Genomic DNA, 23,950 nt, shown 5'->3' with positions numbered 1-23,950 from the left:
AACAAAATTTAATCTAACTCTCGGCGTCCTTCCAACGCCCTCGCCAAAGTCACTTCATCTGCGTACTCCAAATCGCCACCTACAGGTAAACCAAAAGCAATCCGCGTCACCTTGGTAAATGGTTTCAATAGCTGACCGATATACAGGGTTGTTGTCTCCCCTTCTACACTCGGACTAATTGCGAGAATTACTTCTTGAGGTTTTTGCTGACTCACTCGGCGCTGTAAAGCTAGTATATTCAACTGATCTGGGCCAATTCCATCAATTGGCGAAATCACCCCGCCCAAAACGTGATACTTACCTTTGTATTCGCGGGTTTTTTCTAATGCAATCACATCACGAGGATCTGCAACAACACAGATAGTGTTATTGTCACGGTTGGCATTGCGGCAAATTTCACAAACAGGTTCAGCAGATAAGTGAAAGCAAACAGAACACAAGCCTATCTGTTTTTTTGCCTCAACTAAAGCTTGCGCCAAAGCTTCTACTTCTGCTTCTGGTCGCTTCAAAATATGCAAAGCCAGTCGTTGGGCACTTTTGGGGCCAACTCCCGGTAGGCGTTGCAATTGTTCAATTAACCGTGCTAAAGGGCGTGCGTAAACCGTTGTCTTGTCTCCAGAATGTTTTCACTTTAACTATGATGACATTTTTTGAGTACTTCCATCAGGCGCAACACTTCCAACTTGCGATCGCTCAATTCTGGACTTTGCAGCAACTCTACCAGTTTTGTGCCCTTTACTATGAACTGCCCAAATCGCTTTCATCCTTAGTTTTCAAACACGCCCTAGCTAAAACTTATCCTAACCACTCAGGATTTTTAGCTGTACTATCAAATTGGTTAGTAGTTTTAAACAACTCATACTGACCTTTGAGAGCAGCTTGGCGAGTCCGATTCAGTAAGGCTTTAACTTGTTCCTGGCTCATGGGTGTAAAAGTACGTATTGCCTCGAAAGCCTGGTTTAAGATGGGCATACTTTCAATGCCTGTAATCACCGTTGAAGTTGGCAGATTCATCGCGTAATGCAGACATTCGATCGGTTTGACCACATTGCTTTTGAGAATGTTTTGGTCGCCCATTGATTTCATCCCCAGTACAGCAATTCCGTCTTGAACCAGTCTGGGTAAAACTTGCCTCTCAAAACTGCGGAAATGGGCATCCATAACATTTAACGGCATCTGCACCGCATCAAAACGGAAGTTGTTTTGATTGGCAACTTCCAACATTCTCAGGTGTACTAATGGGTCTTTGTGTCCAGTAAAGCCTATGTAGCGAATCTTGCCAGCTTTTTGTGCTTCCACAACTGCTTCCATCGCACCACCAGGGGCAAAAATCCGGTCTGGGTCTTCCATGCGAATGACTTCATGATGCTGCAACAAATCAATGTGGTCTGTTTGCAAACGTTTTAAAGATTCATCAATTTGTTGAACCGCCGCTGCCTTTGTACGACCGTCGATTTTAGTCATCAGAAAAGCTTTTTGACGATAACCATTTTGCAAAGCTTTACCCATGCGAATTTCGCTACCGCCATTATGGTAATCCCAACAATTGTCCATAAAATTGATCCCGCGATCGAGAGCAGTACGGATCAGATTAATACCCTCTTGTTCATCTTTTGGTCTACCAATATGATGACCACCTAGACCAATTACAGATATTTGTTCTTTGGTGCGTCCTAGTTGCCTGTAGAGCATTTCACCTTTTTTAATCTGGAGTGGGGTAGACTGATTTTGCGCTAAAACTTGTTTGGTCAAACCTTGTAAAGCAAATACCCCGGCTCCACCTAAACCAGAAGCAGAAACTACCTTCAGTAAATTTCGTCTGCTAATATCCACAAATTTATCCTTTTGCCACAGCCTTCATAGCTTTGCATGGAGCAAAATTCGTTGCTTCTAACTGTTGAAGGATAAAAGCAGTGAGATAGAGATAGATTTTTGGAGTTGCATATTTGCGGGATGATTTTACTATTTTTGTGGGATGGGCAACATGAGCGTCCCTTGTATTTCCGGGCGGGCAGGATGCCCACCCCACAAGAATCATCCCTTAATTCAGCAACGCCAGATTTTTGATAGAGGAAGGTAATAGAAAAATATTCCATCGCTGCGTAAGCAGAGGAAGCATTGGAGACATCGGCCGCAGAGGAAGAATCCCGGATTTCTCACCACACCTCTTAAAGCCTGCGCAAGTGCCGGGGAGAAGTAATGAGTAAGAAGTTTTTACTCATTACTCATTACTTGTCCTTTGCTCCATCAAACGCCTTGAACTTGTGAGAAATGCGGGGAATCTGATAGTCGCATTCCTAATATTGTTTCAGTGCTTCAAATGTCAACTCAAATACAATACCTGAGTCCGAAAGTTTTCTTTGAGAATTGTTTCTAAATCGTGGCAAATACTATTTGTATTGCTAAATATTAGTTGCAAGATTTATAAATATTTTGTGCGTGGTTCAAGAGTTGATAAAATCCAGAAAATTCCTTTAGAAAAATCGTAATTTTAAACTTGATTGCGATAATACGTTTAGGTAAATCAAACCTGTTTATCCTAAACTATTAAAGTTCCCCGTACTAAACATGAGTAGAGTCAATGACTGCTTCATCACCAGAAAATTCAATTAGCTCATCAAGTACTCATACTTTAGATATAGCTAGGCAAGAGTATCAATATAACTACATCCATATTCCATCTATTGCGATGCTAGATCGGCTTTCTATTGCCGAAGAGTTCGCTACTAACTGGTATTTTTTATTAGCCCAGCAGTTACGAGTTGTGTTTATCAATACCTTGATTGTCAACAGAGGTAATCAAGGTTCTAAATCGATTCGTGACGATGTTGAAAGGTTTATTTTAGAAGCCTTGCTCAAGGGAGCAGTACCAGTAAAAATCACTATTCTGGCAAGAATCCTGCAAATTATCCCTCAGTTTTTGCTCAATGGCATCTCTAAGGATGTTAGAGAACTCGACGATCTTTTTTATTCTATTTTGAAAGAAAACGGACTTGTGATTCTCAGAGATGCTCTAAATAGGATAATTAACCTTTTATACGAAGGACAGCCGACAGGACATGCAACTAGTATCAAGGACTACGAAAATTTGTTTCAAGTGATTGGTGTGCCACCAATCGCAACAACTTACCAAGAAGATGAAGTATTTGCCTACATGCGAGTGGCTGGCTACAATCCCGTCACGATCGCGCGAGTAACGACTCCAGGCGATCGCTTCCCAGTCACAGACGAACATTACCAAGGAGTAATGGGAACTGACGATTCATTAGCAGCAGCCGGACTTGAAGGCAGACTCTACTTAGCTGACTATAAAATTTTAGATGGTGCGGTCAACGGTACATTCCCACACGAGCAAAAATATCTCTATGCTCCCCTAGCACTGTTTGCCTTACCCAAAGGCTCAGACCCCACCCGTTTATTGCGTCCGATAGCCATTCAATGCGGTCAAACCCCAGGCCCAGATTATCCAATTGTTACCCCTAACTCCGGTAAATACTCTTGGCTTTTTGCCAAAACAATAGTCCAAATAGCAGATGCCAACTACCACGAAGCTGTTACTCATCTAGCAAGAACTCACTTGTTAATTGGTGTTTTTGCGATCGCCACCGCTCGACAACTACCACTCACCCATCCTCTAAGAATTCTCCTACACCCGCATTTTGACAGCACTTTAGCAATTAACGATGCCGCCCAACGTATTCTCATTGCTCCAGGCGGTGGTGTCGATAGATTACTCTCATCATCAATCGATAACTCTCGCGTTTTAGCAGTGCTAGGCTTGCAAAGCTATGGTTTTAACAGCGCTATCTTACCTAAGCAATTTCAACAGCGCGGTGTAGACGATCCCAACCTCTTGCCCGTTTATCCTTACCGAGATGATGCACTATTAGTCTGGGATGCCATTCATCAATGGGTTTCAGACTACCTGAGCCTTTACTACACCACCGATGAAGACATTCAAAAAGACAGAGCATTGCAAGCGTGGGCAGCCGAAATCCCAGCTTACGATGGTGGTCGCATCCCCGATTTTGGCGAAGATGGGGGCATCAAAACGCGCAATTACTTAATTGATGCCACTACGCTGATTATTTTCACTGCCAGCGCCCAACACGCTGCGGTTAACTTTCCGCAAAAAGATTTTATGGGCTACGCCGCAGCCATACCATTGGCAGGTTATTTACCAGCCTCAACTCTCAAAAGAGAAGTTACTGAGCAAGACTACCTTAATTTGCTCCCTCCCTTAGATCAGGCGCAACGGCAATACAACCTACTCAGCTTATTGGGATCTGTGTACTACAACAAGCTGGGCGATTATCAGCAAGGATACTTTACAGACCAAAAAGTAAAACCATTGTTACAAGCATTCCAAAGTAATCTTCAGCAGGTAGAAGATACCATCAAGCAACGTAATTTGCACCGTCCACCCTATGAATATCTACTTCCTTCTAAAATTCCTCAGAGCATCAATATCTGAATTAGAAACCAATGACAAATGACCAATGACTCAAAATAAATACTATGACACTTAAAGATAAAGTCCTCAAAGGTCACGATCGCCAGGTTTGGCTTGCACCTATACTAGCTAAAGTAGGTTACGACACTGCGCTCGGCAAGTTTCTCCGCTTGATTTTTTATTACATGGATGCATCAATCATGCTCAACGCATGGCGAGACTTTCTCTACATCCGTAAAGATAATATTGGAGATAAGTATTTTGCAGTAGACCAAGCAATTATGCATTCCTCTCACTCGCAGGTGAGAGAATTAATGCAAACCCAACCACAACTCCGAGGAAATGATTTAGGCATTATCAGAATATTAGCTCCTAGCTACCTGTTAGATAATCCTCTGAGCTTAGGAACAAACGGTAACGAACATACAGGACTACGTACTGTAATCTTACAAGCCTTACCAGAACCGTCTGAAAAAATAGATTTTTTGGGGAATCTAGTTGAGCAAAGCTTGTTAGAAGCTGCTAAACAAGGCAAATTACACATTGGCAACGATTTGCCAAAGATCATGCTGTCGAGTTTGCATCAACTGGTTTTTCAAATATCTTTATCTGAGGAAGAAATCACAGCATCCGATAGTTACATTAAAGGTTTGGCTCTTGCATCCTTGCCTAATTTTATCAGCAAGTATCTGCTGGCAATATTAACAGCGCCAAAAATTCGGCATCGTCAATATTTAATTAAGCGATATAAACAATCAGCTAAATGGGCATCTTACTTTGAAACAGGCGCTCAGTATCAGTTGAACGAACACCAAATCGCTAATACCCTTTTCGATATGATTCATATCGCCGGTACTGCCGGCACAAGTGCGCTTTTAGGATCAGTTATTGGGGTTCTTTGCTTAGATAATACTCTCAGAAATAATGTAGTGTCAGAGGTTAATGCAGTCTGGAATGGCAAGAAAACTTTAGACTCAGACGCTCTAGAAAAGTTAACACTTCTCAATCAAGTGATTTTAGAAACGGCTCGTCTCTATCCACCTGTGCGATTTGTTAGCCAACTCACTACTGAAGCGGGTGAAGTTGAGATTGGAGAACAAAAATGTCCATTTCAAAAAGGTACTCGCTTGCTTGGCTCTATTCTTACAGCTAATCGGGATGCCAATAGATACCAAAATCCAGATGATTTTGACCTCACACGAAATTTTTCAGATATCTTATCTTGGAACGGCGAAGGGCATGAGCGAGCCTGTCCTGGTACATCCTTATCAATTGGCTTTATCAAAATTTTCTGTTTACATCTGTTCCACAACTATCAATGGGAATCAATTACAGAAGTCAAGTGGGATTTTGAAAAAGTGACTGCCGTTACTCCTAATAATTTAGTACTACAAGGTTTTGCTCAAAGACTGTGAGTCAGGAAATTCCAGTAGGGGCGCACAGATGCGCCCCTACTTATCGTGCTGAATTAGGAGTTGGTAATTATTCTGGTTTTTTGAGTTGATTCTACTCTTTTTCTAGTGCAATATTACTCATCTTTTCTCTGATTCGATTCGTTACAAATTTAGGTATTCTTTTAGCTGAAAGGAAGTAATTACAAATTATATGGCTGAATTAGTTGAAAAAAAGCAACTTAATAATATTGCAATCTGGATGATTCCAATCAAAGAAACAAACTTGCCATCTGTCCTTAAAGGTGTATTTTTTATGGATGGCAATCCACTGCCAGATACTTGTATTACTATGTACAATTTAGAATGGGATATAGAGAATAGAACTTTGCTTTTACCGATCTTTGCCCCATTACAGTGGACTTTTCATGACTCGATTGCTGGCTGGATATTACTACGTTCAATTCAATGGTTAAAAGTAAGTTACAAAATTCAGTTTGAAGATGAAACTTTGCAACAAGCTCAAATCACACCTATTCTGCTAGGAATACCAATTTCAAAATCGATTGTTAGTTTCACAATGTCCCAAGACAAAAATTCTCTCAATGGAGATATTTGGCACAGAAAGAACGTTTGGTTGGGCGGACTTTCTCGTGCTGGTGAATATACTCTCCGTAGAGTTGTTGATAAAGATGGTTGTTATACTCCTGCTTTTAACGATATGCTTACCAGGGTACAAAATGAATGTTTAGTAATTGCAGATTACAGATGTTCTTCTCAACATTGTTAATACTAATTGACCATCTTTACGGGCTACAACGCTTGGCATTTGAGAGATAGTCATCATCACAGCCTCTGGCTCAAGATGACCTAACAACATACCACCATGTTCTGCGTCATTGGCTTGGGCCAACTTAACGATTCCAGTAACATCATTGAGGCTGGCACGGTCAATCACTACATCATTGAGACACATACCTAGTTAATATAAATAGGAGAAAGACTTGGAGCAAAAGAATTTTCGGCGTTGCTGAATTAAGGGATGATTCTTGTGGGGTGGGCATCCTGCCCGCCCGGAAATATAAGGGACGCTCATGTTGCCCATCCCACAAAAATCGTTGTCTTTTCTACTAGTAAGAATGCCCTTCTCATGGGAATACTTTATATATAGTAATTGCAATATAGTATGAGCTACTGTACCAATATTGATTGCCTACGTCCACAAAATTCTGACAGTTCTCGTTTTTGCAATAGTTGTGGTCAGGAATTATTACTCAAACAGCGATATCGTCCACTCGCCATCATTGGACGCGGTGGCTTTGGGAGAACGTTTTTAGCTATTGATGAACATCTTCCAGATCAACCCAAATGTGCAATTAAACAACTATGTTTTCAAAAGGAAAATACTGAGATTTGGCATAAGGCAGTCAATTTATTTCATCAAGAAGCCCTTCGTCTCAATGAACTAGAACACTCTCAAATACCCAAATTACTAGCGCACTTTGAACAAAATCAAAAGTTTTATATTGTTGAGGAATTAGTAGATGGACAAACACTCGCCCAGGAATTACAAAAACAAGGCGTTTTTCAAGAACCACAAATTTGGGAGATATTAAAAAGTTTATTGATCATATTGCAATTTATCCATTCCCGACAAGTAATCCACCGAGATATTAAACCGGAAAATATTATGCGCCGTTCGGGTCGAGGAGACCTGGTTTTAATCGATTTTGGAGTTGCTAAATTCGCCAATAATATGAAGCAACTTCGTACAGGCACTATAGTAGGTAGCCCAGAATATATCGCTCCCGAACAAATGCGAGGAAAGGCATTACCAGCCAGCGATCTTTACAGCTTGGGTGTAACATGTATTTACTTACTTACCGATGTTTCTCCCTTTGATTTGTTCGATATTGCTAGCGATCGCTGGGTATGGCAAGAACATTTACCAGCAAAGAATACTGTTAGCGTTCACCTTTGTGAAATCTTAGATAAACTTTTACAAAATGCCGTTTCACAACGCTTCCAATCTGCAACAGAAGTTTTACAGATACTGGAGCAACAACCAAAGAAATTGCTAAATATGTCTAATTATCGTACAGTAAATACTATTGATTATACGCATTTGCGTGATTTATTAGCAAAAGGAAAATGGGAATTAGCAGATAAAGAAACTTGGGAACTAATATGTCAAGCACTAGCAAAGCCTAGAGGTAGCTATATATTTAGTAGCGATTTTGAGAAACTTCCCTGTCAAGATTTGCAAACCATTGACCTTTTATGGGTGAATTACAGTCATAAACGCTTTGGTTTTAGCATACAGACACTTATTTACAAAAACGTGAATGGCGACTATGTAATTTTTTGTCATCAAGTTGGTTGGCATATATACAATTCTAGTTATGCAAATTCAAAATTCAATTTTAGTCTCAAAGCACCAATCGGTCATTTACCCTCACGTATTTGGATTGGTGGTTCTCAACCGTGGCGCTACCCCGATGCTTTAGCTGTAAAATTAGCAGCTTGTGGTATTAATTAGTTTTGATAATAAGATTACTAATAAACTCCTAGTTTGTAGTGAGTGATTCATCGCTCAAAGCAACGATAATTAGGACTAAAGTCCTCTCTATGAGACGCTATGCGTAGCTTGCTTCCCCGAAGGGGTACACTACAAACTTTAATTGATTTACGTCTAGCTATTTATAACTTAACAGTGAGCTTTGTCGATCGCTCTTCGTCTTTATGCCCCAGGTATCGCTCCCCCAATCGTTCTATCCACACCTACCTCTCACCGCTCTTGCGCCCATGCAGGATGTGACAAACCTCTGGTTTATGAAGGTGATTGCTCACTATGGCAGCCCTGACTACTTTTTCACCGAATATTTCCGCGTCAATGATACCTCACGGCTCAATCGTGGCATTCTAGCAGCCATCACCGAAAACGACACAGGTCGTCCCGTTTTTGCGCAAATGATTGGCGAAAGTATTCCAGATTTAGTCAGAACAGCAAAGGAACTTTGCAACTATAATATCGCTGGAGTTGACTTGAACATGGGCTGTCCAGCACCTAGAATCTATCGCAAAAATGTTGGGGGTGGATTGCTGCTCTTACCAGAAAAAGTGGATCGGATTTTGGGAGAATTACGGCAAGCAGTTAGCGATCGCCCTTTAACCGTCAAGATGCGCGTAGGCTTTGAAAATACAGATAATTTTGACAAAATTCTAGATATAATCAATCGCCACAGCATTGATTTGCTTTCTTTGCATGGTCGCACCGTCAAAGATATGTACCACGGGGCAGTGAAATATGATTTAATTGCTGAAGCAGTTAGACGAGTCGATTGTCCAGTGCTGGCCAATGGCAATATCAACTCGGCGACAACTGCTGTTGAAGTGCTTTCTCAAACGGGCGCGGCTGGTGTGATGGTGGGACGCTGGGCGATCGGGAATCCTTGGATTTTTAATCAAATTCGGCAAGCTTTGCGAAAAGAACCGATCGCGCCCGTTCCTTTAGCGGAGGTACGCAACTATATCGATCGTTTATGGCAAACCCCCACAGCAGCAACTATGCCAGAGCGATCGCGCATAGGCTACCTAAAAATGTTCCTCAACTACATTGCCCTGAGTGTTGATACTGAAGGTCATTTTTTACGGTTGATGCGACATACTTCTACTGAGGCAGAATTGTTTAACCTCTGCGATCGCGTTCTCCTGACTGATTTGACAAAAACTTTAGCTCTAGCACCCTCTTTGAGTGTGTAATATCAGTATAGGTTTTTACATCAATTTCGCCAGTAATATCATGTCCGGCTGATTAGGGACTTCCAAATAAAAAATATCCAACTATTTCTTGGAAATCCCTTAGTTGTCATTGTGAGCGAAGCGAAGCAATCCCCGAACCCTTGCGATTGCTTCACTTCACTTCGTTGCGTTCGCAATGACATATCGTAAGCGATTAGGCAAAGATGATATAATTACCAAAATAAAAAGATCCCCGACTTTTTAAAGAAGTCGGGGATCTCAAGCTCTCAATTAGAATTACCAAAGCTATTTAATCGCACATAATATCACTCAAATTGCACAAGCGATCGCCCCGATACCACAATAAAACCCACAGAGTCAAGCCTTAGAAGCGGCTGGCGAATTCCCTCTAGAATGGCTGCATTTAAAGCAGTTTCTATCTTCAATTCTTCAGCTAATGCATTATCCCAACTTTGCTGGTTTAAACGTAGTCGTAATTGTTCTACTCTATTGGCTAATTTCTTTTCGGCGACCTTAGCACAACTTTGACATAAGTCAATAAAATCGGGACGATTTGAAAGTAATTCCGCAGAAGCGTTACGCACTTCATAGCAAAAATTTTGCCATTTACTAGGGTCAACAAAATCGTCAATAATTCCTAAGCGCTCTTTTGCTAGATTGTAATCTCGTCCTTGATTATTGTTTTTATCTTTATATGGACGTTGTAAAATACTTAAGAGCGCTTTATCCTCAACAGCACAGATTGGCTGCTTGCGACCATCAACATAGATAGTTTCTATAATTGGTGGAAATAGAGCATCAACACGTCGCTGCAAGTTTTTGAATTGAGAATTATCTAGTTTGTTATCTAGTAAAACTTGTTTGGCAGTTCTTAAATTTGCCTCGACTACATAATTGCATTGAAAACCGAACCACTCCTTCCCTTCTTTCGCGTCCCAAGATGTATCAGTGCGCCAGAGAGCAAAGGCTTCACCTCGGTCATCCCAATTGATATAGTTGGAGAGTGCTTCGACAAATCCTTCGCCAACTCGAAAGAGTTTAACACCAGGATTTTGGTTTGCTACTCTGCGATTATAAGTACCAAATTGGTCTAGGGAACTCTCAGCAAAACGGTTTTGTAAATCATTTATCGGCACCAATGTCCGCGTTGTTGGTTGATAACGTCGCATCTCTGATGAATCGGGGTTATTCAGTCCTCTGAATCCCAGCGCGTCGCAAATCCAGCCTTCAATTGCTCGTTTCATTTCTAGATGACGAGCATCGTAATTATCTAGCTCTTGAAAATACTCGGTAGCAATTTCATCGTTGGCATCAATTTCATCTAGAGCATTTTGTTCGCTAATTTTCGCTATTTCCGCTTCAATTTGCTCTTGAATTGGTGCAACCATCTCTAACAATCCAGCCGCACCTGATTGAAACAAAATTGTTTCTAATTCTGCAAGTTTCTCATCAACATAAAACTGGAGACTGGCAATTGATTGTTGGAAAATACCAAACCCATCTTTTAAGACTTTATACCAAGCATTGTGAGGGCTATCTTCCAAGTAGGGGCCAATCAAGGCACTAGATTGGATGCCAATTTTGCTGCCAATGCGGTCAAGTCTACCAATTCTCTGCTCTAATTGATTAGGCGACCAAGGAAGGTCAAAATGAATTAACCAATCGGCAAACTGGAGGTTACGTCCTTCTTCTCCAGAGCGATCGCATACTAAAATAAAGCAGTTTGGGTTGTTCTTGAACCGATTTAAGCCTTCCTCAACTTTGTCTGGTGATTCTCCAAATTGATGGCTGGCTATTGTTTCTGCACCAAAGGTATCAGATAAATACCGGACAATTTCACCACAAGTTTGCACAAAACTGGTAAATACAACAAATTTGGGCAGAATATCGCCAGCAATTGGTCTTTTAATTCTCTGCTGTATCCTGGTGATGAATTCCTTTTGATTTTTCCGAACGTTTGCGGGAATTTTGAAATAAGTACCTAGCTGATTTAGCAGCACTGTTTTCAAATTTTCCGTCCGTTGTCCGTCCTCTTGAGGTTGACGAATAATTTTTAGTAAGGATTGGAGAATCTCTTCTTCCCCTGAGAATTTGGGGGTTGTAGTTAATAGGCGAACATCATTTTCTTTAAATTCTTGGATGAGTTTAGCATGAGGTTTCGCAGTTAAACGCGCCGTAATTACCTGCTCTAAAATGCCTAACCAAGTCCCAGCAGCGAGAAATAACAGCAGAAAAACTCGCTGATATTGCTTTTCAGCAGGAGCAACACTCCGCCATTGATTGAGCAGTTCGTGGATATCAAGCGATCGCTCGTCTAAATCATACTCTTCTTTCGGCGTAAAGTTGCGGTCAAATATCACATCTTCTACCGCAGCGCGACGGTTGCGAAGCATTCGCCGATGTAGTCGATAAATATCGCTGATGTGGACGCGAATCGCTTGGACGATTTGCTCTTGCTCGGTAGAATTTGCTTGTAAACAATTTTCTAAATCATCCGCCAACTTCAGTAAATACTTATCTTCAGCCAAAAGGTTTCGCAATTGCTGCAAGTTGCTTTTGAGAACCTCTGGTTCTGCACCTTCTTTAAAAGAAAGCAGAAGTTTACCAATTTGCTGACGGCTTTCAACTTTGGTGCGGAAACCTGCTAGATCGCCAATTTTATAGGTTGTTGGGTCGAGTAAGTGCAACATGGCCAGAAAATCCTGCTCGTGATTGAGAACCGGAGTGGCAGATAATAAAAGTAAGCGATCGCTTTTATGAGCAAGTTCTTTGCAAGTCTGAAAACGCTGACGCACTGTTGCATCCTTAGAGGTTGCCATTGCGGCGATGTGATGAGCTTCATCTAAAATTAAGCAGCCTATTCTTGCTTTCAGGTTGATTTTATGAATATCTTCAACCGCCAGCACCGCTACCCGTTTGCCAAAATGGGAGATGTAAAACTTGTTTTCTAACTCAGTCCGCCATTGTTTGAGCAAGTATTGCGGAACTATCACCACTGCACCTTTTTTCGGCTCATCGAGAAGGAATTGACGCAGAATCGCACCCGCTTCGATGGTTTTTCCGAGTCCCACCTCATCTGCTAACAAGTAGCGTTGAATTGGGTCTTCCAGTACCCGCCTGACTACTTCAACTTGGTGAGGATAAAGATTAATATTTGCCGAAATCAGTCCCGTCATCCCGCGACTCACAGCGCGTTGCTGAATCAAGGATTTCACGAAAGCCAGTCTTTTGTCGTGGAAATAAGGCGTTTCGTGACCCTTCATCGCTAGAGTTTGGATGGGGTCTGTATTTGGTAGATTACAACGAACGTAAATATCTTCAACAGATGCGATCGCAGTTTTCTTATCTGGCAAATCAATTTGATACATTTCTGTATCATCATCCCAGATAAAAACTCTGCCAACTATCCATTTATCCTGAGTTGGGAACTTGATATAGCATCTAGCTTGGGGTTCCAGCTTGACTTCAGAGAGCGAACTTAAAGGTAAAGTTTTTTGGAGACGTTGGCCTATAGAGCAGAAATACTCAACAATCGCATTGGTATCAGATATTTCCGTAACTTTTCCGATACCCAAAGAGTTATTCTGGGACTGTACCAATAAACCAAGCTTAATCATAGATCCAGTCCCCTGAACACACTAAAAGAACCTTCCAGACTAGTTTTTAGCCCACATCTGGCAGTTTTGTCGATCAACATTATAGATAATAACTGGTATTACAGTTTTTGTTAGAGCGATATCTAAGACGGGCTATGACGCTTTCTACGAGACGCACTCACGTTCGCGGACTCGCTAACGCTTTTCTACGAGACGCACTCGTGTTCATTATCGGCGTCACTCCATCACAGCCAGTTAATAAAATTAGCAATTTTCAGGTAAATGCATCACACAGTAGAGGTACAGCATTGCTGTCCTTGTACAACATATACAGTTCAATTAAATGAAAACTGCTGTAAATTCACATTTCTCAGTAAAGTTTTGCGTAAAAGCGTGACTTTGTTAAATGTTTGCCAACACAATGCTATTGCAGGATATTGCCAAATTAAATTTGCTACGAATTAATGAAATACTGTACTTAGCTGATTTTGTGGTGTAACAGATTTACGCTTTAGCTTGAGAAGGTCACGATACAATTAGAATTATGTACATTTATTGACTATGAAGAAAATTAGAGACAACACAATTAAGCTAAATCAATTTTTAAAGTTGATGGGTATAGTGCCAACTGGAGGCCAAGCCAAGCTGATGATTCAAGGTGGTGATGTCCAAGTAAACGGGATGCTAGAAACTCGACGAGGACGGCGACTAGTACCGGGCGATAAAGTGACAATTCAAGGACAAACTTTAGAGGTGAATTTGAACAACAACGAAGACCCAGATGTAATGATAGATTTAACCGAGCAAACCGAGTAAAGAAACTTTATCCCAAAGTTACAAGTTTCTTTTTTTCTTTGTGAGTAATGCTGCAAATTTCCAATAATGTTATTATTCCACAGACTGAAATTGAAATTACTGCGATTCGCTCCCAAGGAGCAGGAGGTCAAAATGTAAATAAGGTTTCTACCGCGATCCACTTGCGCTTCGATATTGCGGCTTCATCATTACCCGATTATTATAAACAACAGCTTTTAAAGCTCAACGATCGACGCATTAACCAAGAAGGAGTAGTTGTAATTAAAGCCCAGGAACACCGAAGCCAAGAGAACAATCGCGAGTCAGCCTTGAAACGACTTCAAGAACTCATTCAAAGCGCAGTTGTCGTGACAATCAAACGCAAACCCACTAAACCAACTCGCAGTTCTCAAAGAAAACGCCTTGACCACAAAAGTAAGCGCGCACAGATAAAATCTAACAGAAGACAGGTGACAGATTGTTAATTCATCGATTATTTGTAGAGAATACACATATTATTCAATAGGAAAAAAGATGAATAAGACATTACTAAAGATTTTAATATTTGCGCTTTTAATCTTGTTTATCATCTCTCCCTTTGCGGCCCTTGCGGGTTTAATGCTTGTAGTGTTAGTTGCAGCATTTTTCTTTTTACTAGGGGACGTGTTTCAAGCAATTATTGGTCGCAACACCAACCCGAAAAAGTCATAAAAGCAAAATTCCAAATGAAGATAGGGATTTCCCATCGTTAAGCAACCAACTAGCGCTGTATTAGATTCAACACAGAAACGCTATAAACAGCATTCGTTTTTTAACGAAATGACGTACACAGGTAGGGGCACAATAATCTGTACCTCACCTTGGCATAGCCTCTGTCTGCGACACGCTGCGCGTTCGCGTAAGCGTCCCGCAGGGAACGCAGACAAGTTGCAATCTGCTGTAAATGTATCTATTTTAATGAAAAATATCTCTTATGTTTGGCATAATAATATTTGAACAACTCGCTATTTTATAAATAAAAATACCTAAAATTTATTTATCTGAGGAGTAATAATTATATTTGTTGAAGATAAACACACTGAAGCCTAGTAGAGGTAAACTAAAGAAAAAGAAAAATTAAAAATTAGTAGTCACAATATAATAAGTGTTATGAAAATGAATTTTTGATAATTTTTATCAAAGCATAAACACTTTCTTATAGTCAACATCAAGCAGAATACATAGATGCGGATAATTGGACATATCAACAACAAAAGGTACCACCCATGAGTTCCCGCGCACTGCTGTTAGTAAATCGTCATGCTCGTCAAGGGCAAAAGGGTCTATCGGAAGCGATTCAAAGTCTGAAAACATTTGGCTTTGATTTAATTGAGGAGTCTACAGAAGATCCCAAACATCTTGCTGAAGTTATACTTCGCCATAAGCATCAAGTTGACTTGGTAATTATTGGTGGAGGAGATGGTACTCTCAATGCTGGTGTAGATGCTTTAATTGAGACTCAGTTACCTTTGGGAATCTTGCCTCTGGGAACTGCCAACGATCTAGCGAGAACTTTGGGAATCCCTAATTCCCTCAACGAAGCTTGCAAAATTATTGCAGATGGACATTTACACCGCATCGACTTGGGTTGTGTGAATGGCAAGCACTTTTTTAACGTTGCCAGTATGGGATTGAGTGTAAAAATTACCCAACGACTTACCAAAGAAGTTAAGCGCCGCTGGGGAGTATTTGCCTATGCTGCCACTGCATTGCAAGTGATTTTGGAAGCCAGACCTTTTACAGCAGAGATTGCAATCAACGGTGAATTAGTTCGCGTCAAAACAGTGCAAATTGCTGTCGGTAATGGCCGTTATTACGGTGGTGGTATGGCAGTGGCTGACGATGCCACAATAGACGATCAAAGGCTAGACCTTTATAGCTTGGAGATTGAACACTGGTGGCAGGTTATATTATTACTACCCGCAATGCGACGAGGGCGACATATACATTGGCAGAGTGTACGCTCCCTTCAAGGTCAAGAAATAGAGGTACATACTCGCAAACCTCGCCCTATCAATACAGATGGTGAAATTACTACCTACACACCTGCTCATTTTCGGGTTATACCTAAAGCTATAGCTGTTTTTGTACCCCCAGAAAGCAGGAGTTAGGGGTTATTCAATTTTAGATTTTAGATTTTCCTTCAATTCAAAATCTAAAATTGGCAGAGTTTAGAAGTTATTCTCCCTCATCTACCCTCTACTACAAAGTGGGAACTCGCATCAACTCACGCCAAATGCATCTGAGATTTTCTCAAGATATAAAATCCCTGTTGCAACGCCTAGCTGAACAACCGCTGACTCTAGGCGATATTCTGACAGAAACCTCAGAACGGGGCTTCAGTCTGGTAATTACATTATTAGTTTTGCCTTTTTTACTTCCTATGCCACCGGGATTAACTGGTCCATTTGGTGGTGCTTGTTTACTGTTGTCAGTGCAAATGCTTTTAGGAAGGCGATCGCCTTGGCTACCAAAAAGAATCGCTAACTACAAATTTCCTCGTTCCTTCGCCCAGTTACTTTTGCAAAATTTGGGACGGCTTACCAAAGTTTTTCAGAAAATCGCCCGTCCCCGATTAGCAAAAATAGCTCATAATCCTTTAATTTGGCGAATTAATGGGTTTTGTATCTCTTTATTAACAGTATTACTAATATTACCAATCCCGTTTACAAATCCTATCCCGACTATCGGTATTTTACTTTTGACTGTTGCCACCATAGAATCTGATGGTTTGCTAATTTGCATCAGCTACGGCATTACTGCCCTAATTACCTTGTTGTTTGGATTTATTGGTTATGCAGTGTGGTTAGCTCCCAGTTTGCTGCCATCGATATTGAAATAATAAAAGCCTCCAGCTTTTGGCTGAAGGCTGTAAATTCTTAGGGTGCATCTACCATTTATTAATCCATTTTATTTATTGCTATATCCGGGAAAATTAGACTTCTTAGCAAATTTATTTTCTTTCATAAAAAAATCAACAATAAAAAAGCCTTCAACTAAAAGCTGAAGGCTGTAATTTAATTAAGGTGCATCTACCATTTATTAATCCGTTTTATTTATTGCCATATCCGGGCAAATTAGATTTTTAAGCAAATTTATTTTCTTGCAGAATAAAAAAGTATCAACAATAAAAAAGCCCTCAACTAAAAGCTGAAGGCTGTGATTTAATTAAGGTGCATCTACTATTTATATATCCGCTTTAGTTGTTGCTATATCAGGAAGAATTGAAAAAAAATGTATGGCTGTGGAATTGATTTTGTTAGCTACAACGGTAGTACTAGTCTCAACGAGGATCGCCTACGGTATTTGACTAGGTAATCATTGACCAACTTCACATTAATTTTACAATTAGCCCTATTTTACTCTGAATACACAAAGTTTCTGTTAATATCTCAGATTCGATATCCGCAATAGTACGAATTTAGTTTATTAGTTGGGTATATGACTATGAAAGTTAGGCACACCCAACTTGATGAAGCGATCGCAATTTCTATTAGCCCTTGCTAGTCTTAGTATTGTCGGGGGAAGCTTTTTTCTGAGAACAACTTTTAGCAGTACTAGTGAGCCTAAAATTATAACTGATACATCACGCTACAAAGAAATTCGTAATCAACTATGGTCTGAAAATGATCAAGTAAAACATTTTCCTAATGAGATTCCCCCTGATGCTAAAGACGTTCGTATTGCTTACTCTCCCAAAGTTTTGCAAGGAAGTAGTTTTTTTCAAATTAGGTTAAAAGAACCACCAAAGAAGATAGAAAAATTACTTTCACAATATAGAAATAGTGCCAAGCACAAATATATAGGTGGTGACACAAACGACCACATAAACCAACCTAACGGTGTGCCGACGACTTTCTTCTATACTAGTGATTCTCCAACAGAATCTTTTCCGGCTACTTATGAAATATTGGTCTTAAATACAGATGACAAAGGTAGACCTGGCTTTAAGTGGAATCATGGAGATAGCTATGGCGTTGCTATTAATAGTTCTACCTCAGAAATTATCTATTGGTCTGAAAAATGGTAATTAGCAATTCAAAATGAATTTGAATTGCCATGAGAAAAATCATTATTTTTGACATAGGACTTCAAAAAAAAATATCTGGATAAGCGGCAATTATACTTTCAGAGAAAACCGCAAGAAGAATCAGTCAATTGGAAGGCTGAATTTAGCAAAAATTTCCACAAACTATTTTTTGAGATTGAGATAGTGGTAAATCTGTGTTTCAATTTTTGCAATAGGTTCCATTGTGAAATTCTGAGTACAAAAAACTAACCTTCACTTCAGTACTAAGTAATGCTTTTACCCTTTTTGGTATATCACTTTGGGTAGTTAAAACTTATAGCCAACATCGCTAAAATTTATAAGTGCTTAAAAACTATCTAAATATGTATAATGCCAACTGCTTTAATTACTGGTGCTTCTAGTGGTATTGGTAAAGCCTTTGCTCAAGAACTAGCTGCACGCAAGACAAATCTTGTACTCGTTGCTCGTTCTGAAGAAAAACTGAGCCAATTAGCTAAACAACTACAAGAACAACACAACATTCAAGTAGACGTTATAGTTAAAGACCTCACAGAACCTAATGCAGCAGCTAGTGTATTTGATGCCACAAAATCAAAAGAATTAAATATTGACTTATTAATCAACAATGCTGGTTTTGGTTACTATGGCGACTTTGCTGAAGGGGATGGAGAAAAACAAGTCAAAATCGTACAATTAAATATTTTAGCATTGGTAGATTTAACTCATAAGTTTTTACCCTTGATGCGGCAACGTCGTTTTGGAAGTATTATTAACGTATCCTCGATTACCGCATTTCAACCAATACCATATCTTTCGGTTTATGCTGCAAGTAAAGCTTTTATTCTCAGCTTTAGTGAAGCATTATGGGCAGAAAATTATCAGTATGGTGTCCGTATTTTAGTCACTTGTCCAGGACCAATAGAAACAAACTTTTTTGCAGAAGCTAATTTTCCTCCAGCGCTGGCAGGTAGTACAGATAAAGTTTATTCTTCCGAAAAAGTGGTTTGGGAATCTTTAGAGGCTTTAGAAAAAGGCTATCCAACTGTTATTAGCTCTGATACTACCACTCAAATTAGAAGCAAATTATCTCGGCTTGTACCGCGCAAACTTCTACTGAATATGTTAGCGAAACGCTTTAAAGCCTAAGTATTAAGTATATATTTAGGAGTTAGGAGTTAGGAGTTTGAAGTTAAATAAACTGATGTATTTAAAACTCCTCACTCCTAACTTATTACATATACCTTGTTAATTGAACTCGGTAACGCTCTTTTTTTGTAACGGCGATTTCGCCAACTTCTAAACGCCCTTTAGAACGAATGGCGATTAAGTCGCCTGATTTGACTTGAGAACTAGCTTGGGTAACTTCCTTCCAATTGACGCGGACATCACCAGCATCGATGAAATCAACCATTTTGCTGCGGGACATACCAAAACCAGCAGATGCGATCGCATCTAATCTTAAAGAAGCCTCTACAGTAGTTAATTCTTTTTTCTTCGGTTCCCGAACCTTTAATTCAGTTAGCTCAATCTGCTGAGTTTTCACAGGAACCGATCGCACTTGTTTCAGGCTCATTGACAAAAATTCCACCAACTCTGGGGCAACAATCGCCTGCGCCCCCCGTTCTCCCAAGACAATCACATCTCCCGTCTTTTCACGAACAATTCCTGTCCCTAACATTGCGCCTAAAAAGTCGCGGTGAGAGGCGGTATCAAACAGGAAATTACCAGCAATTTCTACAGCTACCAGGCTGACTTGAGATTGATCTAACGGAAGTTCCGAACGAGCGATCGCTATTCTTTGGCGTTCAGCTTGCGGATATCCACCCCACGCGACTAATTGCACTTCTGTTAATCGGTTAAACACCCGTTGAATTTCTGCCAATTCTGGGGGAGACAGAAAATCTGTCAAAACTACTTCCCAAGTTTTGATGGCTTGCTCTGCTTGATCGATTGCACGAGCGACACTATCTCGATTTTCAACACCTTTTAAAAGTTCTTCTCGTGGCAACATTCTTAAAAATTATGAGTTATGAATTGAGAATTAATCTGCTATAACTATCCTGATTCTAGCTTTAATTCCCATTTCTACAGTTTCTGTCCAGATTGGGTTAGCCTTTCTACTTGAGATTCTTTGGCGATCGCAGCGGCTTACGCCATCTCCCAAGAACAGGAAAGTAACTCAAGCCGCTGTGTCGTGATGTGTAAACTATGATTTATTCAATACACAGTATTTGTGTCGGCATAACCTTGGATATTTTCTGGATCGAACTGACGTAATATTTTGGTTGCTTGGCGAGTCAGAGTTTCAGAACCTTCAACGGCAACTAAATATTTACCTGCATCTAAGCGGTTGCGATAAGGTAAAGCATCACCACCACCGATGAGTAAACCGACTCCGCCACCGACAACCACACCACCCATCGCACCACTAGCAGCACCCAGCAGTCCGCCAACAATGTGATTGCCAACTTCACCCGCCCAGGCAAAAGTATCTAAACCAGTAATCAGGCTGAATGTAAAACCTGCAAAAAAGCCAAATGGTATCAGCCAGGTTGCCATCTGTTTTGCTTGCTTTTTAGCTTGATCTTGGGGGTCAATTAAGCCAAACTCGTCAGCCGTTTTATACCCCCTCCCCAAAATAGTGCTGTTAATGCCTTCTTTTTCTAAAGCTAAGTAAGCAGCTTCGGCTTGAATGCGGTCTGATAATACGGCAACAAGGTAATTCATTGATTTTACAATTTGTCTAATAGAAGTTTTGCCTTAATTAACAGCGTATCAGTCCTGGTTGAATCATCTTGCATTGGGTAGGAGTTAAAAGTTAGGAGTTAGGAGTTAGGAGTTAGGAGTTAAGAGTCTTACTCCCCAACGCTAGCAGGGAAGAGGGGCTGGGGGTTAGGTCTGTAACTCAACTGCAAACTGCGTAGGCGTAGCCCGCCGCAGGCATCGCACAAGTTAAATGTACATGGGCTGATCATTTTAGCAAATCTAATGGCTCACAAAAATTGTTTACGCCTTGCTTGAGGACATATAGCAAAACTGGCGTTGCCAAAATTTTAGGAAATGTTGGCGTTGTTTTTAGATGTTCCATCATCTTCTGAAGAGAAGTATTAAGCAAATCTTCTCGATATTCTTGTTCGCAAATCACCACACGCCATTTTCTAGCTAAGGCATCTAACCACTCAGAATTTGCTCTTTCTGGTTGTTGTCCTGCTCGGATAGCTAGCGTCATTGCTGCATCTTCCAAATCTCCATCACAGTCTTCAATTAAATCCAGCGCTTCCATATCGCTAGGATCGTCTGCCAATTGAGAGCGAAACTGTGCAATTTCTTGAGATGTTACTTTAGTCATTAGTCTTTGACAAGGCAAGCGATGCCTACGGCGGTAAACTACGAACACTCAGTTATGTTAGTCCAAATTTGACTATATCGCTTCTCTGTTAAGTCCAATACAGACCTCACAAAAACAACTCCTTACTGCCTTTGAGACTAAAAAGCCTCATCTTTCCAGTAAATACACTGAATAAATGAGGCTTTTCGATAGCTTTTTATCAGAAACTCTACTAGATTGTGTAATGCTCTGATAAACACAGCAGCAGTCAAAAGTAGTGATTCCGTTGAGTTTCAGCTAATTAGCGGAATGCTCTGAGAGTAACAGACCGTTGTAACTGAGCTAAAGCGCGGTTGTAATCCAAAATTGCTGTGACTCGATTACCTTCAGCTTGGGTGAGGTCATTTTCAGAGTTAATGACATCAGTTTGAGTACCTACACCAGCTTGGAATCGCAAACGCGCTAAACGTAGAGCTTCCCTGGCTTGTTCTAAAGCGGTATTAGCGGTTTGAACATTCTCCAAACTAGATTGCTGGGTAGAATAGGCTTGTTCTACCTGAAAGCGAATTTGGTTGCGCTGTTCGGCAAATTGAGTTTCGGCGATCGCAATATTGGTTTTGGACTGAGCTGCTCTTGCTCTTGCGGCTCCCCCATCAAACAAATTTAGGGTTGCCCTAACTCCGAATGAATAACCATCAGTAACGCTGACATTATCATCGAACTGGTCTAGCAGGTCATAGCTAGCGACCAAACTAACTTGAGGGCCCAGTTCTGCAAGAGCTTGTTTGCGCTGTTGCTCGTTAATATTACGTTGTGCTAACTGCTGTTGCAATTCTGGACGATTTTGATAAGCCAACACAATACTTTGTTCTAGGGTTGGGTTCCAAAGACCAGCTAATTGTACAGGGTCAGCGGCACTGATATTTATTCCTTGCGGCAGACTTATCCGAGTTGCTAATTGACGACGGGAAATTGACTGCTGGGATCTAGCATTAGTTAAATTTTGTTGGGCATTTGCTAAATTCACCTGCGATCGCAACACATCGAACCGCGTACCAACCCCAGCTCGCTCTAAAGCTTCTGCATCACGTAAACTAGCTTCCGAGTTCTGCACAGCCGATTGGGCAATCCGTACTTGTTCATCTGCTTGTTGCAAATTGTAGTAGTCTGTGGCAACATTTAGACGGATTGTCTCAGACTGAGTTTCTACAGCCAACTCGTTGAAACGTACTTGTTCTTCAGCCGCTTTGATGCTAGATTGCACTCTCCCAGAAGTGTAGATATTATACGACAGTTGTGCTTGACCAGAAAAAGATGTACTGGGTTGATCTTGGTTAGACAGTAAGCCATTTCGCCCGTTTACTTCATCCTGAAGCTGACTGCTAGCAGACTGACTACGAGTCAGATCCGTGCTAACTCCCAGAGTGGGCAATAAAGCAGCTTGCGCCTCGCGTAGAGCCGCTTTATTGCGTTCTAGCTCCAATAAGGACACCTGTAGATCGTGATTGTTACGCCGTGCTAACTCCAGAGCTTGTGCCAAAGTAATTGGTTGATTTTCCTGAAGTCTCACTTCCTCCGCTTTGGTGGGAAATTGCAGCGGATTTGAGTTAGGAATCAGGTTCTCTGGAATTTGCACTGGCCCTGACGTTACTGGAGTTACCGTTGTTGGCACAGTGGCAGGTTGCACCGAACCCCCTGGTGCAGGAGTTACAGTTTCTGGCGTAGTGATTGGCGTCGAATCTGCTGGAATCGTGGTATTACTCTGAGCCAAGCGGCCACCAATAGCGTTTTGTCGTAAGCAGGTGCTTGAGGTTAGTAGCAGAGCCAAGGAGTCGGTTTTACTTTTGCTCAACTCCTGCGGACACCTCTGCGCTGACAACAGTTTTGCTGCTCCTGCACCTGTAGCTGAAGTTTGTAAAAATGTTTGCAACGGAGTAACAGTATTTATCTTTTGAACCACTGGCTGCTGTGCAGAAGACAGGGACAAAATTTCTTTTTGGACAGAAAGGGGTTTTGAAGTGTAGTTGGGAACTAATATCTTCTTTAATTTCTGCCCATAAGCGCTTGAATTACTCTGTTTTTGGTTCTTTTGAGCTTGGGAAGGATTAGAGGTAGCTGTCAAACTGAAAAATCTACCTTTATCTTTCTTAAGTAGTTGTTTTATTGGTACAACAGTATTTTCAGTCGTAAATACTGGAATACTGTTATTACTTAAAGGTTTCACACTAAGTTTAGTAAAACCCAAAGCAGGTACTAGGGTTGGAACACTAACATTTGCACTGTTAGGCAGTTGCCTATTTATGGTGTCTACAACCAAGTCTTGACCATAAGTAGAAGTCAAAACACTAGGAGAAGACGCCAGTTGTACCCCAGTTAGTTTCGCAGTACCAGCCCAAGCAGGCTGAGTTGTTAAAACTGCTGCCGTTACACCAGGTAAGAAGCTATAAAATAATTGCTGTCCTTTCACCGCATCCCTCACACGAAAATCAATCTAGCGGCAGAAAACCTTTCTTCACCACAGAATATAGCACGATACTAAACTTAGGAAAGAATATA

At 40.8% G+C, this 23,950-nt stretch carries 21 protein-coding genes; 12 read left to right on the top strand and 9 right to left on the bottom strand.

Annotation, left to right across the window (positions count from 1 at the left end):
* Positions 1-8: 8 nt before the first annotated feature.
* From recR to RMX69_RS21965, 3 genes are all read right to left on the bottom strand, one after another.
* Complete coding sequence (gene recR, locus RMX69_RS21975; RefSeq protein ID WP_322638705.1) at positions 9-566, bottom strand: recombination mediator RecR; 558 nt, start codon at positions 564-566, stop codon at positions 9-11.
* A 69-nt stretch (positions 567-635) separates the two neighbouring features.
* Positions 636-764, bottom strand: a complete 129-nt coding sequence (locus tag RMX69_RS21970; RefSeq protein ID WP_322638704.1) for a hypothetical protein — start codon at positions 762-764, stop codon at positions 636-638.
* 31 nt (positions 765-795) lie between these two features.
* The gene (locus tag RMX69_RS21965) at positions 796-1,833 is read right to left on the bottom strand and encodes an aldo/keto reductase (protein WP_322638703.1); all 1,038 of its coding nucleotides are present in this window, start codon (positions 1,831-1,833) and stop codon (positions 796-798) included.
* Positions 1,834-2,581: 748 nt separating this feature from the next.
* Between RMX69_RS21965 and RMX69_RS21960 the strand changes: the two genes are divergently transcribed.
* The 3 genes from RMX69_RS21960 to RMX69_RS21950 all read left to right on the top strand — a co-directional run bounded on the left by RMX69_RS21960 (position 2,582) and on the right by RMX69_RS21950 (position 6,634).
* Complete coding sequence (locus tag RMX69_RS21960) at positions 2,582-4,474, top strand: lipoxygenase family protein (RefSeq protein WP_322638702.1); 1,893 nt, start codon at positions 2,582-2,584, stop codon at positions 4,472-4,474.
* 44 nt (positions 4,475-4,518) lie between these two features.
* Complete coding sequence (locus RMX69_RS21955; RefSeq protein WP_322638701.1) at positions 4,519-5,868, top strand: cytochrome P450; 1,350 nt, start codon at positions 4,519-4,521, stop codon at positions 5,866-5,868.
* A 190-nt stretch (positions 5,869-6,058) separates the two neighbouring features.
* Positions 6,059-6,634 (top strand): hypothetical protein, encoded by a 576-nt coding sequence (locus tag RMX69_RS21950; protein ID WP_322638700.1) that lies wholly within the window; start codon positions 6,059-6,061, stop codon positions 6,632-6,634.
* Here RMX69_RS21950 and RMX69_RS21945 read toward each other — a convergent pair.
* Complete coding sequence (locus tag RMX69_RS21945; RefSeq protein ID WP_289797308.1) at positions 6,593-6,820, bottom strand: hypothetical protein; 228 nt, start codon at positions 6,818-6,820, stop codon at positions 6,593-6,595. The two genes, RMX69_RS21950 and RMX69_RS21945, sit on opposite strands and share 42 nt — an antisense overlap.
* A gap of 210 nt (positions 6,821-7,030) precedes the next feature.
* Here RMX69_RS21945 and RMX69_RS21940 point away from each other — a divergent pair, with 210 nt between their 5' ends.
* Both RMX69_RS21940 and RMX69_RS21935 read left to right on the top strand, forming a co-directional pair.
* Complete coding sequence (locus RMX69_RS21940) at positions 7,031-8,383, top strand: serine/threonine-protein kinase (RefSeq protein WP_322638699.1); 1,353 nt, start codon at positions 7,031-7,033, stop codon at positions 8,381-8,383.
* Between the two features lie 203 nt (positions 8,384-8,586).
* A complete protein-coding gene (locus RMX69_RS21935) occupies positions 8,587-9,606 on the top strand; it encodes a tRNA-dihydrouridine synthase family protein (RefSeq protein ID WP_322638698.1) in 1,020 nt (339 codons plus the stop codon).
* Between the two features lie 305 nt (positions 9,607-9,911).
* On the opposite strand, the gene dpdE is transcribed toward RMX69_RS21935, so the two are convergent.
* Positions 9,912-13,223 (bottom strand): protein DpdE, encoded by a 3,312-nt coding sequence (dpdE, locus tag RMX69_RS21930; protein ID WP_322638697.1) that lies wholly within the window; start codon positions 13,221-13,223, stop codon positions 9,912-9,914.
* 540 nt (positions 13,224-13,763) lie between these two features.
* Here dpdE and RMX69_RS21925 point away from each other — a divergent pair.
* From RMX69_RS21925 to RMX69_RS21895, 7 genes are all read left to right on the top strand, one after another.
* Entirely contained in the window at positions 13,764-14,018 is a 255-nt protein-coding gene (locus RMX69_RS21925; RefSeq protein WP_322638696.1) for an RNA-binding S4 domain-containing protein, read from the top strand.
* Positions 14,019-14,065: 47 nt separating this feature from the next.
* On the top strand, positions 14,066-14,482 hold the full coding sequence (arfB, locus tag RMX69_RS21920) for an alternative ribosome rescue aminoacyl-tRNA hydrolase ArfB (protein WP_289797303.1): 417 nt from the start codon (positions 14,066-14,068) through the stop codon (positions 14,480-14,482).
* A gap of 49 nt (positions 14,483-14,531) precedes the next feature.
* Complete coding sequence (locus RMX69_RS21915) at positions 14,532-14,708, top strand: hypothetical protein (protein ID WP_289797302.1); 177 nt, start codon at positions 14,532-14,534, stop codon at positions 14,706-14,708.
* Positions 14,709-15,262: 554 nt separating this feature from the next.
* Positions 15,263-16,147, top strand: a complete 885-nt coding sequence (locus RMX69_RS21910) for a lipid kinase (RefSeq protein ID WP_289797301.1) — start codon at positions 15,263-15,265, stop codon at positions 16,145-16,147.
* 125 nt (positions 16,148-16,272) lie between these two features.
* Complete coding sequence (locus RMX69_RS21905; protein WP_289800001.1) at positions 16,273-16,878, top strand: exopolysaccharide biosynthesis protein; 606 nt, start codon at positions 16,273-16,275, stop codon at positions 16,876-16,878.
* 630 nt (positions 16,879-17,508) lie between these two features.
* Entirely contained in the window at positions 17,509-18,066 is a 558-nt protein-coding gene (locus RMX69_RS21900) for a hypothetical protein (protein ID WP_322638695.1), read from the top strand.
* Between the two features lie 369 nt (positions 18,067-18,435).
* Complete coding sequence (locus RMX69_RS21895) at positions 18,436-19,212, top strand: SDR family oxidoreductase (RefSeq protein WP_322638694.1); 777 nt, start codon at positions 18,436-18,438, stop codon at positions 19,210-19,212.
* A gap of 85 nt (positions 19,213-19,297) precedes the next feature.
* On the opposite strand, the gene RMX69_RS21890 is transcribed toward RMX69_RS21895, so the two are convergent.
* The 4 genes from RMX69_RS21890 to RMX69_RS21875 form a co-directional block, all read right to left on the bottom strand.
* A complete protein-coding gene (locus RMX69_RS21890; RefSeq protein WP_104909074.1) occupies positions 19,298-20,077 on the bottom strand; it encodes a photosystem II S4 domain protein in 780 nt (259 codons plus the stop codon).
* 206 nt (positions 20,078-20,283) lie between these two features.
* Positions 20,284-20,793 (bottom strand): hypothetical protein, encoded by a 510-nt coding sequence (locus RMX69_RS21885; protein WP_322638693.1) that lies wholly within the window; start codon positions 20,791-20,793, stop codon positions 20,284-20,286.
* Between the two features lie 244 nt (positions 20,794-21,037).
* Positions 21,038-21,415 carry a hypothetical protein gene (locus RMX69_RS21880; RefSeq protein ID WP_099099288.1) on the bottom strand — a complete coding sequence of 126 codons (378 nt, stop codon included), beginning with the start codon at positions 21,413-21,415 and terminating at the stop codon, positions 21,038-21,040.
* A 280-nt stretch (positions 21,416-21,695) separates the two neighbouring features.
* Positions 21,696-23,861 (bottom strand): TolC family protein, encoded by a 2,166-nt coding sequence (locus RMX69_RS21875; protein WP_289797296.1) that lies wholly within the window; start codon positions 23,859-23,861, stop codon positions 21,696-21,698.
* Between the last annotated feature and the right edge of the window lie 89 nt (positions 23,862-23,950).

The sequence above is a fragment of the Nostoc sp. EspVER01 genome (genome assembly GCF_034530635.1).
Classification (GTDB): domain Bacteria; phylum Cyanobacteriota; class Cyanobacteriia; order Cyanobacteriales; family Nostocaceae; genus Nostoc.
The sequence above is the reverse complement of the archived record's forward strand: the minus strand, read 5'-3'. Positions and strand labels throughout refer to the sequence as shown.

Bases quoted from the DNA above. Each gene is read 5' to 3' on its own strand.
- RMX69_RS21885 (WP_322638693.1), bottom strand. From the start codon at position 20,793: ATGAATTACCTTGTTGCCGTATTATCAGACCGCATTCAAGCCGAAGCT.
- RMX69_RS21900 (WP_322638695.1), top strand. From the start codon at position 17,509: ATGAAGCGATCGCAATTTCTATTAGCCCTTGCTAGTCTTAGTATTGTC.
- RMX69_RS21890 (WP_104909074.1), bottom strand. From the start codon at position 20,077: ATGTTGCCACGAGAAGAACTTTTAAAAGGTGTTGAAAATCGAGATAGT.
- RMX69_RS21970 (WP_322638704.1), bottom strand. From the start codon at position 764: ATGAAAGCGATTTGGGCAGTTCATAGTAAAGGGCACAAAACTGGTAGA.
- RMX69_RS21940 (WP_322638699.1), top strand. From the start codon at position 7,031: ATGAGCTACTGTACCAATATTGATTGCCTACGTCCACAAAATTCTGAC.
- RMX69_RS21950 (WP_322638700.1), top strand. From the start codon at position 6,059: ATGGCTGAATTAGTTGAAAAAAAGCAACTTAATAATATTGCAATCTGG.
- RMX69_RS21945 (WP_289797308.1), bottom strand. From the start codon at position 6,820: ATGTGTCTCAATGATGTAGTGATTGACCGTGCCAGCCTCAATGATGTT.
- arfB (WP_289797303.1), top strand. From the start codon at position 14,066: ATGCTGCAAATTTCCAATAATGTTATTATTCCACAGACTGAAATTGAA.
- RMX69_RS21880 (WP_099099288.1), bottom strand. From the start codon at position 21,415: ATGACTAAAGTAACATCTCAAGAAATTGCACAGTTTCGCTCTCAATTG.
- RMX69_RS21955 (WP_322638701.1), top strand. From the start codon at position 4,519: ATGACACTTAAAGATAAAGTCCTCAAAGGTCACGATCGCCAGGTTTGG.
- RMX69_RS21915 (WP_289797302.1), top strand. From the start codon at position 14,532: ATGAATAAGACATTACTAAAGATTTTAATATTTGCGCTTTTAATCTTG.
- RMX69_RS21925 (WP_322638696.1), top strand. From the start codon at position 13,764: ATGAAGAAAATTAGAGACAACACAATTAAGCTAAATCAATTTTTAAAG.
- dpdE (WP_322638697.1), bottom strand. From the start codon at position 13,223: ATGATTAAGCTTGGTTTATTGGTACAGTCCCAGAATAACTCTTTGGGT.
- RMX69_RS21905 (WP_289800001.1), top strand. From the start codon at position 16,273: ATGCATCTGAGATTTTCTCAAGATATAAAATCCCTGTTGCAACGCCTA.
- RMX69_RS21935 (WP_322638698.1), top strand. From the start codon at position 8,587: ATGCCCCAGGTATCGCTCCCCCAATCGTTCTATCCACACCTACCTCTC.
- RMX69_RS21960 (WP_322638702.1), top strand. From the start codon at position 2,582: ATGACTGCTTCATCACCAGAAAATTCAATTAGCTCATCAAGTACTCAT.
- RMX69_RS21895 (WP_322638694.1), top strand. From the start codon at position 18,436: ATGCCAACTGCTTTAATTACTGGTGCTTCTAGTGGTATTGGTAAAGCC.
- RMX69_RS21910 (WP_289797301.1), top strand. From the start codon at position 15,263: ATGAGTTCCCGCGCACTGCTGTTAGTAAATCGTCATGCTCGTCAAGGG.